Here is an 18,967-nt window from a genome sequence, read left to right as displayed (position 1 = left end):
GTCATTCCTCCTTCAAGGGACGCGATAACAGGGTCTGCAATGCGGTTTCGACACTGATTTCGCGATCCGTCAGGCCCGCGACGACGGCACAGACCGGCAGGTCGATTCCCCGCGCGATTCCCAGCCGCGTCACGGCGCGCGACGTGGCGGCACCCTCGACCGTCAACGCGGGATCGATATCCGACCCGGCGCCCAGGGCCAGCCCATGACGGTAATTGCGTGACAGCGACGACGTGCAGGTCAGCGCCAGATCGCCCAGACCGGACAACCCCGTCAACGTCTGCGGATCGGCGCCAAGCGCGCCCGCCAACCGCTGCATCTCGGCAAAGCCGCGGGTCATCAGCGCGGCCCGCGCACTGTCCCCAAGGCCCGCGCCGATGGCGACGCCGCAGGCGATGGCGATGACGTTCTTCAATGCCCCGCCAAGTTCCGCACCAATGGTATCGGTCGTGCGGTACAGGCGCAGCGTGCCGGTCGACAGGCTCTGTTGCAGGGCGTGCCCCACAGCCTCGTCCCCGCAGGCCAGTGTCAGCGCCGTCGGCAGCCCCCGCGCAATGTCGGCGGCAAAGGACGGACCCGTCAGAATGGCACCAACCGCATCCGGCAGGGTCCGTGAAATGGTGGCCACAGGTCCGGTGAGGGTTTCAAGGTCGATCCCCTTGCAGCAGGCGACAAGCGTCTTGCCGTTCAGGGTCGTCGCATGGGCCGTCAGCACATCGCGCAGGGTCTGCGCCGGAACAGCCAGCAGAACGCTGCGCGCCGCGGCCACGTCGGCCATGCGGTCGGTGATCGTCACACCCTGCGGAATCGTCACATCGACCAGCCGCGGCGATGCGCGCGTCGCCCGCATGTCGGCCACATCGCGCGCCCAAAGCGTGACATCCCTGCCATCCCGCGCCAAGGCAACCGCCAGCGCCGTGCCAAAGGCCCCGGCCCCGATGATCGCGATCATGCCTTGGCCCCCTTCTTGCCGGACCCCAGCATCGCGGGTGCCGTGCCGTCCAGCGGCCAGCGCGGCCGGGCGGACAGAGTCAGGTCGTCGCATTCGCCGCGGGTCAACCGGTGCAGGCCCGCAAAGGCGATCATCGCCGCATTGTCGGTGCACAGCGCCAGCGGCGGCGCCACGAACCGGATGCCCCTTGCGTCACAGAGGTCGGTCAGCGCCGCCCGGATCGCGAGGTTTGCAGCCACCCCGCCCGCCACGGCCAGCACAGGTGCCGCCGGTGCCAGCGCCAGATACAGGTCAAGCGCCCGCGCCGTCTTGGCCCGCAGCACGTCCGTCATCGCCGCCTGAAATCCGGCGGCCAGATCCGATTGATCCGCCGCCGTCAGGCTCTGATCCGCGGTCATCACGACATCGCGGGCGCGCAATAGCGCGGTCTTGAGGCCCGAAAAGCTCATGTCGCAATCGGCACGGTCCAGCAGCGGGCGTGGCAGCGCAAAACGCTTGGGGTTGCCCTGCGCCGCCGCACGCTCGACCGACGGCCCGCCCGGCTGTGGCAGACCCAGCAGCCGCGCGGTCTTGTCGAAGGCCTCACCGGGGGCGTCGTCGATCGTGCCGCCGATCCGTTCGAACCGGTCGTCATCATGCACGATCAGGAACTGGCAATGCCCGCCGGACACCAGCAGCATCAGATAGGGGAACGCCACGCCATCGGTCAGGCGCGGCGTCAGCGCATGCCCCGCCAGATGGTTCACGCCGATCAGCGGCAGACCTGTCGCCGCTGACAGACCCTTGGCGCACATGACACCGGACAGCACACCACCGATCAGACCCGGTCCCGCTGTCACCGCAATCGCATCGCAATCGCGCAAAGTCACATTCGCCTGCAACAGAGCCTGTTCGACACAGTGATCGACCTTCTCCGCATGGGCGCGCGCGGCGATTTCCGGCACCACGCCGCCAAAGGCCGCATGCAGAGTCGTCTGCCCGAAAATGACCGAGGACAGGATCGTCGCCTTGCCATCGCTCTCTCTGACGACCGCTGCCGCGGTGTCGTCACAACTGCTTTCGATGCCGAGGATGGTCCGTGTCATGGGGCGGCCTGTTGCGCTGAGGTTGCCAGCAGGTAACACTGCCACGACATGCAGACAACACGGGCCGCGATGGAACCGATCCTGATCATCACCAGACCCGCCCCCAGTGGCGAAGTTTTCGCGCGGTCCGTGATCGCAGCCTTCGGCGCACCTGTCCCCGTCATCGCAGCCCCGGCGCTGCAGATCGTCCCGATCCCCTACACCATGCCCGACGCGTCACAGTTGATCTTTACCTCGGCCAGAGGGGTCGCGCAGGCGCCTGACGGTGCAGGGCGGACCGCCTGGTGCGTCGGCGACGCAACGGCCGAGGCGGCGCGTGCACAAAACTACGACGTGCGCAGCGCCGCCGGTGATGCGGATGCGCTGGTTGACCTGATCCTGTCGCACCCGCCAGCCGATCCCTTGGTTCATTTGGCGGGACGGCATCGGCGCGGGGCGATCGCCGCGCGCCTGACCGCCGCGGGTCTGCGCTGCACGACGGTTGAAACCTACGATCAGGTCGCGCTCGCCGTGCCGGACGCGCTGCGCCACGCGGCGCAAGGCGATGCACCGCTTGTGGTGCCGATCTTTTCACCCCGGTCTGCGCAGGGTTTGCGCGACCTGACGTTCCGCGCGCCTTTGCACATCGTGGCCATCAGCGCCACCGTGGCCGCCCCGTTTCGCGGGATCGGGGCGGCGACACTCTTGACCACGGGACATCCCGACGCAGATCACATGAGGGACATGACGGTTGCGGTATTGCGCAGCCTGACCGGCGCGGGCGACTAACACTTGAGGGTGAAGGCCGCGCGGGCTAACGTTCCACGATACATGCCGGGCCTTGGGTCCGGCCAGGACAGAATGGTGAACTTGGTGGCGACACAACCGGCAAAGCGGCGCAGTCCGAAAGCGAAACCGAACGCGGACCAGACAACCGAGGCCGTGACCGTGCCAGAACCGGTGACGGCAGTGACCGCCATGCCGCCGCCGACCCTGACACCGCACACGCAGCCCGAAACGGCCCCCGCGACCCGCCCGACCGCTGATGCCGAACCCGTCACAACGCCCGAACCTGTCACAAGCCGCACCCCGGACACCCCGGCGCCGCAACCTGCGCCACGGCCTGCACAGGCAACGGCGCCCGAACGGCGTCAGGGCGGATTCTTTCCCTTGCTGCTGGGCGGCATCGTCGCCGGCGGCATCGGCTACGGCATCGCCTACACTCAGTTCGGCCAGCCAGAGGTTGTCGATCTGAGCGGCCTTCAGGGACAGATCGACGCGCTGCAGGCGCAGGTGAACGACATGCCGCCACCCGCTGAACTGTCCGGCGTGACCCAGCAGATCAGCGATCTGTCCGCCAGCGTCGATAGCCGCCTCGCGGCCCTGAACGACCAGGTCGCGCAAGCGGCGCAGCAGGCACCCGCCATCGGGCCAGAGGCGCAGCAGCAGGCCGTCGACCAGATCAGTGCCCAGATCACGGCGCAGCAGGACGAACTGGCCCAGCAGCAGGCGGCCGTCGAACAGCAGCGCGCCGACCTGCAGGCCCAGATCGACGCGACGCGCGCCGAGGCCGAGCAGATCCAGCAGCAGGCCGTCGACGCGGCCCGCACCGAAACCGCCCGCGCGGCACTGGCCCGCGTGCAGGGCTCCATCGAAAGCGGCGCGCCGATGCAGGCCGCGCTCTCTGACCTTGGCGCGTCCCTGACCGATCCCGTGCCCGACGCCCTGACCGCCGTGTCCGAAGGCACACCGACGCTGACGACCCTGCGCGAAACCTTCCCAGAGGCGTCCCGCGCCGCCCTCTCCGCCGCCCGCGCGGCAGGAGAGGCGGGCGACAGCGCCGGTGCCTTCGGGTCCTTCCTGCGCAACCAGCTGAACGTCCGCTCCGTCGCACCCCGGGACGGCGAAAGCGCCGACGCGGTCCTGTCGCGGGCCGAAGACGCGCTGCGCAATGGCCGCCTGAACGATGCCCTCGCCGAAATCGCCACCCTGCCCGAATCAGCGCGCGCCGCGATGTCCGACTGGACAGCTCAGGCCGAGGCGCGCGCCGCCGCCGTCGATGCTGCCGATCAGCTTGACGCTTCCCTGACCGCTAACTGAAGGCCGCACAGATGTTCACGACATTCCTCAAGATCCTGGCCTTCGTGGTCGTTGTCACCGGCCTGACTTGGGGTGCCGTGCAGCTGCTGGACATGCGCGGCGGGGCCAACATTTCGGTCGCGGGTTACGAAATCACGCTGAACGCCCTGCAGCTGGTCTTTGCCTTCGCGGCCCTTGTCGTCGCCGTCTGGCTGGTGCTCAAGCTGCTGAAGCTTCTGGTCGCCGTCTTCAAGTTCCTGAACGGCGACGAAACCGCGATCTCGCGCCACTTTGACCGTAACCGCGAACGCAAGGGCTACGAGGCGCTGTCCGAAGGTCTGTTTGCGCTGGCCAGCGGCGAAGGGCATCTGGCGATGACCAAGGCCAAGCGCGCCGACAAGTATCTGGATCGGCCAGAGCTGACGACGCTGATGATGGCACAGGCGGCCGAAATCACCGGCGACACCCGCACCGCCGAAGCCAGCTATCGCAAACTTCTGGAAAAGGACGAGACGCGCTTTGTCGGCGTCCGCGGCCTGATGAACCAGAAGCTGGTCGAAGGCGATACCGATACCGCGCTGAGCCTCGCCCGCAAGGCGTTCGAAATCAAGCCAAAGCACGAGGAAATTCAGAACACGCTGCTGAAACTGCAGGCGGAAAAGGCCGACTGGACCGGTGCGCGCGAAACACTGGGCGCCAAGCTGAAATCCGGCAGCCTGCCCCGCGACGTCCACAAGCGCCGCGACGCCGTGCTGGCCCTGTCAGAGGCGAAGGACATCCTTGATGAAGGCAAGTCGATGGAGGCCCGCGAGGCCGCCATTCAGGCCAACAAGCTGTCGCCGGACCTGATCCCCGCGACCGTCATGGCGGCCCGTGCCATGATCGCCAACAACAACGAACGCCACGCGGCCCGCATTCTGGCCAAGACATGGGGCGTGAACCCGCACCCCGACATCGCCGCCACCTTTGCCGAGATCGTGCCGCAGGAACAACCGGAAGCCCGTCTCAAGCGGTTCCGCGCCCTGACGAAACAGAACCCCGATCATCCCGAAACCCGGATGCTGCTGGCCGAACTGAACATCGCGGCAGAGCATTTTCCGGACGCCAAACGCGCCTTGGGCCGGCTGGTGACAGAGGATCCCACCTCGCGCAGCCTGACCCTGATGGCCGCGATCGAGCGCGGCGAAGGCGCCGACGACGCCGTCGTGCGCGGCTGGCTGACGCGTGCGTTGACCGCCCCCCGCGGTCCGCAGTGGATCTGCGACAACTGCCAGCATATTCACGCGACGTGGACGCCGGTCTGCAACAACTGCGCGGCCTTCGACACGCTGGAATGGAAGCGTCCGCCCACCGGCGAAGTTGCGATGCCAGCGGGGACCGAAATGCTGCCCCTGATCGTGGGCCACCCCCCCGCGACCGTGACGACTCCAGAGATGGAAGTCGTGGACGCCACCTTGGCCGAGGATGATCCCGCCGACGCAAAATAGGTCTTTTCCAGAGGCCTGCGGGGTGCTAATGCCACCCCCAAGGGGCCGCACTAGCTCAGTCGGTAGAGCACATCATTCGTAATGATGGGGTCGGGGGTTCGAATCCCTCGTGCGGCACCATAATCCCATTTCAGATAATCCGATGACATCCGAAGAGGCCTTGTATATAAGGGCTTTGACGTTACTGGGTTGTCCGATGGTGTACAATCTTATCCGATACGATACCCCCCGATGAGGGGTGTTTTCGGGGGTAACGTGGAAACCTGAAAATGACGTTACCCCCAGATGCCCCTGACAGATGCAAAGATTCGAACGCTCAAGCCGCGTGACAAACCTTACAAGGTATCGGACTTTGACGGGCTTTTTCTATCTATCCGGCCGTCGGGGTCGAAGCTTTGGCCGATGAAGTACCGGATCGCCGAAAAAGAGAAACTCCTGTCGTTCGGCGCATATCCGGCAATCAGCTTAGCGCAGGCGCGATCCGCCCGGGATGACGCCCGCGCATTGCTGGCCTTGGGCGAAGACCCCGGCGAGGCGGAGCAACAGCTCAAGCGCGAAGACCGGGAACGGCGCGGCCACACCTTCGAGAGCCAAGCCAAAGCATTTATGAGCCGGGCCATAAAGGAAGGCCGCGCGCCGGCGACGCTGGCCAAGACCGATTGGTTGCTCGGGATGGCAAATGCAGCATTTGGCAATAAGCCAATTTCCGAGATTACGTCGCCCATGATTCTGCAATGCCTGCGCAAGGTCGAAGCCAAAGGAAACTATGAAACCGCCAAACGGCTACGCGCACAGATTGGTTCGGTGTTTCGTTTTGCTGTTGCGGTTGGTGTGGCGGAAACCGATCCAACCTATGCCCTTAAAGATGCGCTGATCAGGCCGACGGTGAAGTCGCGTGCCGCGATCACGGAACCAAAGGCGCTGGGCGGTCTTCTGAGGGCGGTGGACGCTTTCGAAGGACAGATGGCCACCCGCATCGCGTTGCAGCTAATGGCGCTCCTTGCCCAGCGCCCCGGTGAACTGCGACATGCCGAATGGGCGGACATTGATCTTGAAGCGGGCATTTGGTCAATTCCTGCGGAGCGCATGAAAATGCGCCGCCCGCACAAGGTGCCACTGCCTTCACAAGCTATTGCCGTGATCGACGAACTGCGGGCGCTGACTGGATCGGGGCGCTACCTTTTCCCGTCGATCAGAAGCGCCCAGCGTGTCATGAGCGAGAATACTCTAAATGCAGCACTTCGACGCATGGGCTTTTCCGCTGAGGAAATGACCTCGCATGGTTTTCGCGCCACGTTTTCTACTCTGGCGAACGAGAGTGGACTTTGGAACCCTGACGCGATTGAGCGCGCCTTGGCTCACGTCGAAGCGAATCAGGTGCGACGGGCATATGCGCGAGGGGAGCATTGGGATGAGCGTGTCCGCTTGGCGGATTGGTGGGCCGGATATCTGGACGACTGCAAGACATCCTAGTCGCTGAGAAAACAGGGAACGTCGCATGGCCGCCGCACTCGCCCGTGAGCTGCTGCCGGTTTCGTGGACACCGGGTTAGGTTTGCATAGCTCGGTCCTCGAACGCCATAGGGCTGAGATAGCCCAGCTTCGAATGCCGTCGCCTCGGATTGTAAAAGCGCTCGATGTAGTCGAACACGTCGGCGCGTGCCGCGTCACGGGTGCGGTAGACCTTGCGGGCTGTCCGTTCGATCTTCAGCGACGAGAAGAAGCTCTCCATTGCTGAGTTGTCCCACACATTGCCCGCACGGCTCACCCGGCAAATGATGCCGTTGTCCAGCAGCAGGCGCTGAAACTGCTCACTGGTATATTGCGATCCTTGGTCTGAGTGATGGAGCAGCGCGTCAGCCTTTCCGCGCCGCCAGACGGCCATCCGCTGCCCGGCAGTGGTTTGCAGGTCATTCCGGTGGAATGACTGGCAAACCATGAGAGGGATCAGCGCATCCATGACCAGTGAAGCATCCCGTTCCGCCTTCATGGACCAGCCGACGGTGAGCCATTGATGCGCCATTGGTTCAAGCACAATGGCGAACCCTGGAGAACAGGTCCAGCACGACCGCCACGTAGAGCCAGCCCTCTGCGGTCCAGATGTAGGTGAAGTCGGCAAGCCACTTCTGGTTCGGCCGGTCTGCTGTGAAGTCGCGGTCAAGGATGTTGTCGGCGATGACCGACCGCTCGCCGTCATCCTTCGGGTTCCCGCGGCGTTTGGGCCGCGCTCTCATTGCATTTAGCCGCATCAAGCGTTCGATCCGGTGCAGTCCACATGCGAGACCTTCTTCCAGAACGTCACGCCAGACCCGGCGGGCGCCATAGGTGCGATCGCTGGCCTTGAAGCTCTTGTCGATCGACTGGACGAGCTTTGCATCCTGAGCCGCGCGTTCGCTTATCGGCCTTCTGAGCCAGGCATGAAAGCCGGATCGGGAGACGCCCAGCACCGCGCACATCCAGCTGATCCCGTTGCCCTCTCGGCGATGCGTGCATCGCCGAGAGGGGCCAAATGTGCCGATGCTTTGCCACGAAAGCGAACGTCATGTCGCTTCCCGCGCGAAGTAGGCGCTCGCCATTGTGCTCGAACCAATGGCGCACATGGCTCGCCCTTTTTTAGGATGTCACGCTCCGCCTTGAGCTTGGCGACCTCTCTCTTCAGGGTCGCAATCTCGGCCAATTCTGCGCGTTGCAAGCCATTGCCGGGAAACGCCGCAACAGGCGCTCCCATCAATTCCCGCATCCAGCGACGCGAGCCACGCTCTCCGCAAGATCCAGGTCCCGGCACGCCTGAGCGACCGCAACGCCTCGCTCGGTCACCAGCCTTACCGCCTCGATCTTGAACTCGCGGCTAAACTTCCGTCTCGTCATATCCACTCTCCAGTTCAATGGTCACGATCTTATCTTCGTGTCCACAAAACCGGCAGCAGCTCATGGTCATTCGCGGACATCGTCAGGCGGCTTGTGTTGAGATGCTGAGAAGTGGATCGATCTGGGCGAAGTCGATAAGCCTGAATGCCTCCACTCAAATATAGAGGTGCTGGCTCTGCCAGTCGTCGTTCTGTTCGAACAAAACTGCGCCGAGCAGGCGGATGATTGACTCTTCATTTGGAAAGACCCTCACGACATCAGCCCGGCGCTTCTCTTCCTTGTTCAGGCGCTCAAGTGGGTGCGTGCTGAGTAGCTTGGCCGCCCCGGTTACATTGCCAAGGCAGTGTGAAGTTCCACCACGTCCTCGGACACTACGCATGGCCGCTTTCAATTGATCGAAGCCGTCGTTGAAGGGAGTGTCATGAACTCTGTGTATCTGGTCTGGCCCATGCGGGTTTCACACCCTCAGCTCCGCTCCACCTTGCCCTGCAAAAAATTTCGAGTGAGTAATGCACCTATCGTGGCGTCTGTGTTAAGCGCTGCATGAATTTTTCGAGACCATTTGTATGAGCACATTGAAATATCGGCCCGACATCGACGGCTTGCGGGCGCTGGCCGTAGTGTTGGTCATCCTGTTCCATGCCGGTGCTAGCTCGCTGCCGGGCCAACGCCTGATGGCACGAGACTTCAACCGCCAGGTCGCCGAGATTCAGGTGCGCGTTGCGATCCTGAACGGCTACACCGCCGTTGGCATCCCTGTCATAAAAGCCATGGGATAAATCCGTCTGGGGTAAGGGGAGAACCGTCCGTAAGCTGATTTGCGCAACAAAGCCCTGTGTACTTATCGTACAGACTAGTTGAATAAGATCCTGTTAGCATGATCCGTGCTCAAAACTGACAATAGCCGCATTTTTCACAGACGCGTTTCTGTGAAAAACGGAGAATTACTTCTGATGTTTGTAAATAGGATTAATCTTTCGTTATGGTAAAAATCCCACTGAACAAGCCAAGCCTCATCGGTAATGAGATCAAATATGTGCGTGATGCCGTTAGGCGTGGGCAGCTGTCGGGTGACGGCTTCTATACAAAACGCTGCAATGCCCTGATCGAGGAAATCACACAGAGCCCCAAGGCACTGGTCACTCATTCATGCACGGCGGCCTTGGAAATGGCCGCTCTATTATGTGATCTCGGTCCAGGGGACGAGGTGATCCTTCCATCCTTCACCTTCGTGTCCACCGCAAATGCCATCGTACTGCGGAGGGCCACACCGGTTTTTGTCGACATCGACCCCGCCACGCTGAATATCGATCCCGCCCGCGTCGCCGCGGCCGTCACGCCGCAGACCAAGGCCATCTTTGCTGTGCATTATGCCGGATTTCCTGCCGATATGGACGCGCTGGCCGAGATCGCGCGTGCGCATGATCTGGTCCTGGTCGAGGACGCGGCACAGGCGCTGGGATCCACCTACAAGGGTCGGCCTGCCGGCAGCTTGGGCGATCTTGCAGCCTTCAGTTTTCACGAAACCAAGAACGTCATCAGCGGCGAGGGCGGCGCACTGACGATAAACAATCCTGCCTTCGTGGAGCGCGCCGAGATCATCCGCGAAAAAGGTACAAACCGATCCCGGTTCATCCGGGGCGATGTCGACAAGTACACTTGGGTCGATGTGGGGTCGTCTTACCTGCCTGGCGAGCTCATCTCGTCATTCCTGTGCGCTCAACTGGAAGCGGAGAAGGCGATTTCGGCGCGGCGCCTCTCCTTGTTTGACCGCTACCAAGAAGCCCTGACGCCCTTGGCGGACAGGGAACTGGTGCAACTGCCTGTCACGCCTTCCGATACGATCGGTAATGGGCACATGTTCTATTTGCTTATGCCCGATCAGAACATGCGGCACGACTTCATAAATTTTATGCGCGAGCGTGATGTCATAACACCATTCCACTACATCCCACTGCATTCGGCCCCTGCGGGCGAAAAATTCAGCAGGACGCACGGAGACATGGCCGTTACGAAACGGGTATCCGACACGCTGGTGCGCCTGCCGATGTTTTTCGATCTGGGGTCGGAAGTGGAGGACGTTATCGATCACGTCAACGATTTCTTTAGCCAGAGCGCACCGCAGAGGTCCGGCGCATGACACCAGTCAGGTTGGACGCGCCGGAGGTTAGCATCGTGTCTCCGGTATATGGTTGCCGTGATTGTCTGGCCAAGCTGGTCGCACGCGTTACGCAGACCATGGATAACAGCGGTTTGACGTGGGAACTGATCCTCGTCGACGACAACGCACCGGACCGTCCTTGGCCGCTGATCCTTGAGTTGACACAGAACGATCCGCGCATCAGGGGGGTCCGGCTAACACGCAACCACGGCCAGCACTTGGCCATCTGGGCCGGGCTTGAGGTTTGCCGGGGGGCTTGGACCGCGGTGATCGACTGCGATCTGCAGGACGATCCGGCGGTCCTGCCTGCCCTGTTTGCGGATGCGCAGACCAATACTGCCCACGCGCTAATCGTCGATCGTGGGGAATGGTCGGATTCGTGGTTTCGCCGCGCGGCCTCTGCCCAGTTCTACCGGATGATCAAGGTGCTGGCGGGGATTGAGATCAAGAATGTCGGTAACTTCGGGGTCTACAGCCGCACCATGGTAAATTCGCTGCTGAAGTTCCGCGAACAGGAAGTGTTCCTACCGATGATGGTGGCCCTGACCGGCCTGCCGGTAGCCAAGAAGCGGGTCGACCGCAGTGGCCGCGCCGCGGGACAGAGCAGCTATTCGATTCTGCGGCTGCTGCGACTGGCTTTGGCGATTGTCGTGCGGTTCTCGGATCGCCCCCTCAAGCTGAGCGCTGTCGCCGGATTCGCGTTCTCCTCGCTCGCGGCCGTCGTGTCTCTTTGTCTGTTCATGGGACGTATACTGAACATCTTCACTGTCGCCGGCTGGACCAGCGTCATCCTGTCCGTGTGGTTTCTGTCCGGACTGATTATGGTAACTCTGGGGATCCACGGACTCTACATCGGCCGCATTTTCGCGGAAGTGCGCGGCAGGCCGCGCCTCTCGGTGATGCACACGACCTTCGAGCCGGACGGACGTCATCCGTTCAGTGCGGTTTTGACGCAAGACGCGGTCCGGCGTGACTAGACTGCGCCGGGAAGCCCGCACGCTGACCCGTTACGGTATCGTCGGCATCGTGAACAACCTGGTCCTCTACCTTGCCTTCGTCGCACTCGTCTGGGCGGGGACCGGTCCGCTGGTGTCGGCCGGCATCTGCTACGTCGCAGGCGTTGCGATGAGCTACTGGCTCAACCGGATTTGGACCTTCGAAAGCACGGCACGGCATAGCCGCGAGGTGCCGAAGTTCCTGACCGCCTATGCCATCGGGTTCTGCGCGACACTGGTCATGTTGCGCATACTGCTGATCTGGTTGCCGCCCCAGTTGGCCCAGATCTTCAACATCGGCCTGACGGCCGTCGTGATCTATGTATCCTTACGCTTGCTCAAATTCGGGAAAATGCAAGATGCCGATTGAAATCGATCACCTGGGCAGCCGCCGCTTTGGTGTGGTCCTTGCCCGCACGACGGATGCACAGGCCACCCCGGAGGCCCTGAACGCTGCGGCCCGCCGCCTTGACGTCGCGATGCTGACGACCCGCATCGATTGCGCCGACCACGACCGCATCCACGCGCTGGAGGCGGATGGCCACCTGCTGATGGACAGCCTCGTCTATTGGGCACGTGGCCTACAGACGACTTGCACGGTCCGGTCCGCACAGACCGCAATCGTCGTCCGGCTTGCGACGCCCGACGACGTGACTGCGGTCGGCCAAGTGGCCCGCGCGGCCTTTCGCAATTACGTCGGACATTTTCATTCCGACCCGAAGCTTGAGAGACTGTCTGCCGACGCCGCCTATGTGGAATGGGCAGAGACGAGCATCCGGAACGTGACGGCCGACCGTCCGGTTCTGGTCGCTGGCCTGAACCGGCAGATTTCCGGGTTCCTGACCCTGCGCCGCAACGCGCCGGATGAATGGGAAATCGTGCTGAACGCCGTGGACCCCGCAGCACAGGGCGGTGGCATCTATGGCCACCTCGTATCTGCCGTGATCGACCACGCCCGCAGCGCGGTCGCCGATGCGGCGCAGGCCCGCCTCATCACGTCGACGCAACTGAACAACTATACGGTCCAGCGCGTGTGGTCCCGCCGGGACTTCCACGTCGATCACGCGTTCCACACATTTCACAAGTGGTACCCGGTCGGCCAGGAAACGCAGGTCGCCCTATGACGCGCCAAAGACTGCCTGTCCTCATTCACCTGATCCTTGCCGCGTCCTTTCTCGTGATGCTGCTCCTACAACCGGTTCTCGTCGACACCAAGCATATGGACGATACCGTCTTTCTTGCAAATTTGGGGTGGCGCGGGGTGCATGGTCTGCGTCCCGTCATTGATTACCCGCATTTCTACGGGGGTGTCACCGCGCAATTCGTGACCTGGGCGTTCCAGCTTTTCGGGGCAACCTACTACGCCATAAACTATGCCTTCGCCATGATGGGCGTCGCATGTGTCGCCACGCTCTGGGCACTCGGCTGGCAGCGCTTGCCGTCAGCGGGACTGGCCCTGCTGACGGCAATTTCATCCGCACTGCTTCTGTCCTTGTTGCCGATCGAATTAGGTTTCATAAATCGACCCCAGATTGCGCACTCGTTCGCATATAATCATGCAGCCATTGTCCTGATGATGGCGATCACGGTGTTTTGCTTACAAAAGGCCCGATCCAGAAAGGTCGAGATGGCCACGGCCTTGCTCGCAGGCATCGTCGTTTATGCCCTAGCCCTCCTGAAGCCGACATTCGCCGTGTTCGGACCCTGCGTCGTTCTGGCCTGCCTCATTCAGGCGCGCAGGCTGTCGGCGGCGTTCGTGGTGCTGGGGGCCTGTGCAGGGATGCTGGTCATGGACCCCGGCATGGTCCGTTTTTTCGGATCGCTGAATTACCTCTTGGGGTCGATGGCTGCGGAAAGCACCAGTCTGGCGTATTTTCTCGTCAGAATCGCCGGGATCATGATCAGACAGGCTTGGGCCATCATCTTCATCGGGTGGCTGATGCTGAGATACAACAAGAGCGGCATGAGAATGATTTTGGCGGTTCTCGTCCTGATGTGCGGATACGGCGCCGCCATCTTGACGATGAACAGTTCGGCCGACCTGATTTTGTTGCCGATCCTGACCGTTATAGGGCTGAAATGCCGCGACGTCGAAACAGATGGCGGGAAAGATCGCCGCCCGCGTCAAGACTTTCTGGTCAGGATCCTGCCTGCCACCATGGCCTATTTCATCATCCTGCCGGCTTTCGTTTGCGCGGCATCGGCCCTGGGACTGTCGGTGATCAACCGGGATGCATCCCTTGTCGCAAGCGGTCCCGCGAAAGATTACGTCGTGCTTTCTCTCGAAGATCTGAAACCTGGGGCCGACACGGGCGTCTTGGCCGACCGCGCCGATGAAACGCGGCAGGACGTCCCCGAGAATGGGACCGAAAAAGACAAATACACGATGTTTTCCGACGGGATCGCGCTCTTGCAGGGCATTCCCGCGATGAAGACCCATGGCATCATCTCGAACGGCCGTCAGTTCGATTTCACGATGCCGACGGGATCGCGCCCCGTTGCGTCCTTTCCTGTGTGGCCTACTACCAATCTTGTATATTTTACCGATCCGAGTCCGCTCCCAGACGATGTGGATACGGTCATGATATCGATCGACTGGCCGAGACAGAAAATGGTGAACCGCGAATTGATCACGAAGATGGGGGAGGAGTTCAGGGTCTGCCGAAGATCAAGTTTGTGGACCTTGTATGTGCGGCGAAACATTCCCGAGGACTTATGCTACATCGCAGATTAGATGTTGTGTTTTTATCAGATTTTCGAGGGTTTTTGGAGCGGTGATGAGGTCGCCCATGCAGACTAATACGGCTATAGAACGCTACTCTACACGAAGTTCACTCCCTGCGAAGTTTTGGATTTCGGCACCCTGCGCCTCAACTTCGTTTTTGCAGTCCTTACCTGCGATGTTTGAACACGAAGGGGACCAAACAGCTTAAAGCCCTTCTGAGATCAACATTGCTGCATAACAAAACCTCTGATCATCTGTGTAGGCCAAGTCCGCCATCGGTAAGATGGGAGCGATAGCCTCTATTGGATTGAAAACGGAGATACCATGCGCAGACATAGGCGTAGAACTGGTCGTAGAAATAGAACCCCGGCGCTTACGTGAACGAAGCAAACCTAACCCCAAACAGGCAGCCCATTAACCCACATGGCTGCCTTGTCGCTTACGTCGTATCGGCTAAAGCACTGAGCGAATATCATGAATTTCCGGGTCTTAAAGGGTTCGCCAAGATTGATGCAACCCGCGATACCGGAGGCAAAGTGACCTCCCAGACGCGCTATTTCGCCCTGTCCTGGATGCCGACACCCGAGGTCTTGCTGACCACGGTGCGCGACCAATGGGCCATCGAAAACGATTTGCATTGGCAGCTTGACGTCTCGTTCCGTGAAGACGCTGCACGCAACCGAAAGGACAACGGTCCGGGCAACATCGCGGTGCTGCGCCGCCGCGCTCTGGATGTCGTCCGACGTGACACGTCCAAAGGCCCATCATGACGTGATTGAAATCGATACTCGCGGCGACATTTGCGCTGGCACCTGTTGTCGGTCATGCAGCTGACGAAGCAGAAGATCCGTACCTGCTGGCTGCGGAACAGTCCGGTGTTTGTGGTGATGCCGGTGTAGCAAGTGCTACCCTGACCGAAGAAAACACAATTATGGCGACATGCAACGAAGATGACGTCACCGGCTTCGTTCCCCTCTTTGGTGGTCTGGGTGCCGGCGGAGCTGCTGGTCTGATCGGTGCAGCCGCTGTCGTTGCCGCCGTCGCAGGTGCAGGCGGCAATGCCGCATCCGACACACAGTAAGTAAACACGTCGACTTGAGTCGACGTAAAGGGCTGGCCTATTGGTCAGCCCTTGATTGTATAATCAAAGCACCGGTAGATCAGGCTTTGGTCATGGGTGAGAATGGTTGTATTTTTACGTTGCAAAGGGTGGATTAAGACCTGTGTCTAGTGGCGATGCGGAAGCATAAAAACGTACGTAGGATGTTTGAGACCATTTGAGGTGCAGGCTTGGCGAATGACCAAGTTATCTCGTCCCCAGGCCATCGAAAGTGATCGTAAGATCATTGGCCGCAGTGACAAAGGTCCGCTATGGTTCTGACCTGCCGTTCACATCAGTCCTGTCAGGAGCTTTAATGATGACGTTGATGCCGCTCCTGAGGGCATCGAAATGTGCCATTGTGGTGAGTGATAAAACCATCGCTATCTGGACAACATCTTCATCGAGCTTCTCGGGCGGCCCCTGATATATGACTTCTTCTATCTGCAAGCTGGCAAACCGAGTCCCAAACACGGGCCCAAGTCCGAAGCTGGATCACATTCTACAACCAGCAGGGACCCAACGCCGCCCATAGCGGTCGACCGCCCGCGTGGTGCACTTAAACGCAACCCAAACGGATCAGCAAGTGCAAGCAGTCGCTTCAGTCACGCGGAAAACTTCCTAAGTGCCTGTAAGTAGTATAAAAATTAGACTTCAACCCAAGCTTCACAGCCCTCCGCGTTAAATTGGCGGTATCATTGGGGGTAACAATTTATAATTAGATTATTTATAATAATTTAATCAATGAATTGAACGTCTTATGTGATTCCCTCGTGCGCACCACAAATTCATCCTGACTGAATGACGCGGTCCAAGGCGCTTTCTCCTGCCACCGGCAGGTCGCATTGCCCGCGGCGTATCTGTCGCAATCACTCTTTCAGCAAGTTGCGCAGCTCATAAATCAAGGCCAGCGCATCCTTTGGCGTCAGATCGTCTGGCAGGACGCCGCGCAGGCGGTCTTCGACGACTGAACTTTTCGCGGTGGCCGGCGGCGGTGTGGGGATCGCGGCGAACAGGGGCAGATCGTCGATGACCGCGCGCCGCGCGGCACCGCCTTCGCGTTCGCCCTTTTCCAAGGCCTCCAGCACGACCTTGGCGCGGGCGACGACGGCGGCGGGCAGACCGGCCAGACGCGCCACCTGCACGCCATAGCTGCGATCTGCGGTGCCCTTCCTGACCTCGTGCAGAAAGATCACGTCGCCGTCCCATTCCTTCACGCTGACCGTCGCATTGTCCACGCCGGCCAGCTTGGCCGACAGGCTGCTCATCTCGTGGTAATGCGTGGCGAAGAGCGCGCGGCAGCGGTTGACGTCGTGCAAATGCTCCAGCGTAGCCCAGGCAATCGACAGACCGTCGTAGGTGGCCGTGCCGCGGCCGATCTCGTCAAGGATGACCAAGGCGCGATCGTCGGCCTGGTTCAGGATCGCGGCCGTCTCGACCATCTCGACCATGAAGGTCGACCGCCCTCGCGCCAGATCGTCGCTGGCGCCGACCCGGCTGAAGATCTGGCTGACGATGCCGATCCGCGCCGCAGTGACGGGCACGAAGGCGCCCATCTGCGCCAGCACGGCGATCAGCGCGTTCTGCCTCAGGTAGGTCGACTTGCCCGCCATGTTTGGCCCGGTCAGCAGCCAGATCGGCGTCTCTGTCAGGTCGCAATCGTTGGCGACGAAAGGCGTGCCGGACTTGCGCAGCGCCTCCTCTACCACCGGATGCCGGCCGCCGGTCACGTGAAACGCCCGGCTGTCGTCGATGACGGGTCGCACCCACCCGTCCTGACGCGCCAGATGGGCCAAGGCTGCGGACAGGTCGATCTCGGCCAGGGCGCGGGCCAGCTGCCCGAGGGCGGCGTGCGCCGCAAGGACGGATTCGGACAGCGTGGCGTAAAGCCGCTTTTCGATCTCCAGCGCTTCGCCGCCCGCGTTCAGGATGCGGGATTCGATCTCGTTCAGCTCGACGGTCGTGAAACGCACCTGATTGGCCGTGGTCTGGCGGTGAATGAACGTCTCTGACAGCGGCGGTGCCAGCATCCGGTCCGCGTGGGTCGACGTCGTCTCGATGAAGTAGCCCAGCACGTTATTGTGCTTGATCTTCAGCGCGTTGATTCCGGTCTGCGCGATGAAATCCGCCTGCATCTGCGCGATCACGCTGCGGCCTTCGTCGCGCAACCTGCGTGCCGAATCCAGCGCTTCGTTGTAACCCGCCGCAATGAAACCGCCGTCGCGGGCCAGCAAGGGCGGCTCGGCGACGAGGGCCGCGTCCAGCAACGCCAGCAGATCATCGTGGCCGATCAGATCGCGCAGCACCTGCGCCAGCGTATCGGGCAGGTTCGGCTTGTTTAGTGTCTGATGCAGACGTGATGCCTGCCCGATGGTATTGCGGATCGCAGCCATGTCGCGGGGGCCGCCGCGGTCCAGTGCCAGCCGTGACAGCGCGCGATCCAGATCGTGCGCCCCGCGCAGCAGATCGCGCAGATCGGCGGTCAAGGTGGGGTCCTCCACCAGCGCCGCGACCGCCTCTTGCCGGGCGGTAATGACGTCCAGCCGGCGCGACGGCGACGACAGGCGCCGTTCCAGCAGGCGCGCGCCCGCTGCCGTCACCGTCCGGTCGATGGCATCCAGCAGCGACCCCGCCCGCCCGCCGCCCATCGCGTGCGTCAGTTCCAGCGACCGCCGTGTCGCCGCGTCGATCTGCATGATCGCCTCGCGGTTTTCCTGCACCGGCGGGCGCAACAGCGGCAACTGGCCCTTTTGCGTGATGTCGAGGTATTCGACCAGCCCCGCCAACGCCGCGACCTCGGCCCGGCTGAAGGCCCCGAACGCATCCAGCGATCCGACCCCGAACAGCGCGCACAGGCGTTTTTCGCCCTGCGTGCTGTCAAAGGCGGACCGGCCCAATGACGTCAGGCTGCCGCCGTTTTCCGTGACGGTCTCGCGGAAATCCGCCTCTGCCCCGTCCGCGACCAGCACCTCGCGCGGCGACAGGCGGGCCAGTTCCGGTCCCAGTCCCACCGCGGAACAGGCCATGACCCGCAGCGCCCCGGTCGAGATGTCGACCCAGGCCAGCGCCGTCGCATCGCGCACCTGTGCAATGGCCGCCAGGAAGTTGTGCCGCCGCGCATCCAGCAAGGTATCCTCTGTCAGCGTGCCGGGGGTCACCAGCCGCACGACATCGCGTTTGACGACGGACTTCGATCCGCGCTTCTTCGTCTCGGCCGGGTCTTCCATCTGTTCGCAGACGGCAACCCGGAACCCCTTGCGGATCAGTGTCAAAAGGTAACCTTCGGCACTGTGCACCGGCACGCCGCACATGGCGATATCCTCGCCCAGATGCTTGCCGCGCTTGGTCAGCGCGATATCCAGGGCCGCGGCAGCCGCCACCGCATCGTCAAAAAACATCTCGTAGAAATCGCCCATCCGGTAGAACAGGATCGCATCCGGATAACCTGCCTTCAGGTCCAAATACTGCGCCATCATCGGCGTCACGGTCTCGTTCATCATCATCCCCCGGCGTTCGGAATTTGCTAGCATTCCAAAGC

The 18,967-nt window shown here is 61.7% G+C and carries 14 protein-coding genes, 1 tRNA gene and 3 pseudogenes; 13 read left to right on the top strand and 5 right to left on the bottom strand.

Annotated features, from left to right (window positions below):
- Position 1: 1 nt before the first annotated feature.
- Positions 2–952 (bottom strand): NAD(P)H-dependent glycerol-3-phosphate dehydrogenase, encoded by a 951-nt coding sequence (locus GLR48_RS04735; RefSeq protein WP_237059160.1) that lies wholly within the window; start codon positions 950–952, stop codon positions 2–4.
- Positions 949–2,037, bottom strand: coding sequence for a tRNA (adenosine(37)-N6)-threonylcarbamoyltransferase complex transferase subunit TsaD (tsaD, locus tag GLR48_RS04730; RefSeq protein ID WP_237059159.1), 1,089 nt, complete (start codon positions 2,035–2,037; stop codon positions 949–951). Before tsaD ends, GLR48_RS04735 begins: the two co-directional genes overlap by 4 nt.
- A gap of 48 nt (positions 2,038–2,085) precedes the next feature.
- Between tsaD and GLR48_RS04725 the strand changes: the two genes are divergently transcribed.
- The 5 genes from GLR48_RS04725 (at position 2,086) to GLR48_RS04705 (ending at position 7,055) form a co-directional block, all read left to right on the top strand.
- A complete protein-coding gene (locus GLR48_RS04725) occupies positions 2,086–2,805 on the top strand; it encodes a uroporphyrinogen-III synthase (protein WP_237059158.1) in 720 nt (239 codons plus the stop codon).
- An 84-nt stretch (positions 2,806–2,889) separates the two neighbouring features.
- Complete coding sequence (locus tag GLR48_RS04720) at positions 2,890–4,116, top strand: COG4223 family protein (RefSeq protein WP_237059156.1); 1,227 nt, start codon at positions 2,890–2,892, stop codon at positions 4,114–4,116.
- Positions 4,117–4,127: 11 nt separating this feature from the next.
- Positions 4,128–5,582: a heme biosynthesis protein HemY gene (locus GLR48_RS04715; protein WP_237059154.1), complete on the top strand. Its 1,455-nt coding sequence runs from the start codon at positions 4,128–4,130 to the stop codon at positions 5,580–5,582.
- 44 nt (positions 5,583–5,626) lie between these two features.
- A tRNA-Thr gene (locus GLR48_RS04710) sits at positions 5,627–5,702 on the top strand.
- Positions 5,703–5,867: 165 nt separating this feature from the next.
- Positions 5,868–7,055 carry a tyrosine-type recombinase/integrase gene (locus GLR48_RS04705; RefSeq protein WP_237059152.1) on the top strand — a complete coding sequence of 396 codons (1,188 nt, stop codon included), beginning with the start codon at positions 5,868–5,870 and terminating at the stop codon, positions 7,053–7,055.
- A 75-nt stretch (positions 7,056–7,130) separates the two neighbouring features.
- Here the strand turns inward: GLR48_RS04705 and GLR48_RS04700 are convergent.
- Together GLR48_RS04700 and GLR48_RS04695 are read right to left on the bottom strand one after the other, a co-directional pair.
- Positions 7,131–8,449: pseudogene (locus GLR48_RS04700) on the bottom strand (IS3 family transposase).
- Between the two features lie 157 nt (positions 8,450–8,606).
- A pseudogene (locus tag GLR48_RS04695) lies at positions 8,607–8,765 on the bottom strand (transposase); the annotation flags it as partial.
- Positions 8,766–9,105: 340 nt separating this feature from the next.
- Here GLR48_RS04695 and GLR48_RS04690 point away from each other — a divergent pair.
- From GLR48_RS04690 to GLR48_RS04655, 8 genes and pseudogenes are all read left to right on the top strand, one after another.
- Positions 9,106–9,228: pseudogene (locus GLR48_RS04690) on the top strand (IS5/IS1182 family transposase); the annotation flags it as partial.
- 203 nt (positions 9,229–9,431) lie between these two features.
- Entirely contained in the window at positions 9,432–10,589 is a 1,158-nt protein-coding gene (rffA, locus tag GLR48_RS04685) for a dTDP-4-amino-4,6-dideoxygalactose transaminase (protein ID WP_237059150.1), read from the top strand.
- Complete coding sequence (locus tag GLR48_RS04680) at positions 10,586–11,587, top strand: glycosyltransferase family 2 protein (protein ID WP_237059148.1); 1,002 nt, start codon at positions 10,586–10,588, stop codon at positions 11,585–11,587. The genes rffA and GLR48_RS04680 overlap by 4 nt, the downstream gene beginning before the upstream one ends.
- Positions 11,580–11,975, top strand: coding sequence for a GtrA family protein (locus GLR48_RS04675; RefSeq protein WP_237059146.1), 396 nt, complete (start codon positions 11,580–11,582; stop codon positions 11,973–11,975). The genes GLR48_RS04680 and GLR48_RS04675 overlap by 8 nt, the downstream gene beginning before the upstream one ends.
- Positions 11,965–12,729 (top strand): GNAT family N-acetyltransferase, encoded by a 765-nt coding sequence (locus GLR48_RS04670; RefSeq protein WP_237059144.1) that lies wholly within the window; start codon positions 11,965–11,967, stop codon positions 12,727–12,729. Before GLR48_RS04675 ends, GLR48_RS04670 begins: the two co-directional genes overlap by 11 nt.
- Complete coding sequence (locus GLR48_RS04665; protein WP_237059142.1) at positions 12,726–14,339, top strand: hypothetical protein; 1,614 nt, start codon at positions 12,726–12,728, stop codon at positions 14,337–14,339. The genes GLR48_RS04670 and GLR48_RS04665 overlap by 4 nt, the downstream gene beginning before the upstream one ends.
- A 368-nt stretch (positions 14,340–14,707) precedes the next feature.
- Positions 14,708–15,100, top strand: coding sequence for an ISAs1 family transposase (locus tag GLR48_RS04660; RefSeq protein WP_442915755.1), 393 nt, complete (start codon positions 14,708–14,710; stop codon positions 15,098–15,100).
- Positions 15,101–15,105: 5 nt separating this feature from the next.
- The gene (locus GLR48_RS04655; protein ID WP_237059140.1) at positions 15,106–15,411 is read left to right on the top strand and encodes a hypothetical protein; all 306 of its coding nucleotides are present in this window, start codon (positions 15,106–15,108) and stop codon (positions 15,409–15,411) included.
- Between the two features lie 887 nt (positions 15,412–16,298).
- On the opposite strand, the gene mutS is transcribed toward GLR48_RS04655, so the two are convergent.
- On the bottom strand, positions 16,299–18,926 hold the full coding sequence (gene mutS, locus GLR48_RS04650; protein WP_237059138.1) for a DNA mismatch repair protein MutS: 2,628 nt from the start codon (positions 18,924–18,926) through the stop codon (positions 16,299–16,301).
- Positions 18,927–18,967 lie beyond the last annotated feature (41 nt).

The sequence above is a fragment of the Loktanella sp. M215 genome, assembly GCF_021735925.1.
GTDB lineage: Bacteria > Pseudomonadota > Alphaproteobacteria > Rhodobacterales > Rhodobacteraceae > Loktanella.
Note: the sequence above shows the minus strand (reverse complement) of the source record. Positions and strands in the feature narration are given on the sequence as shown.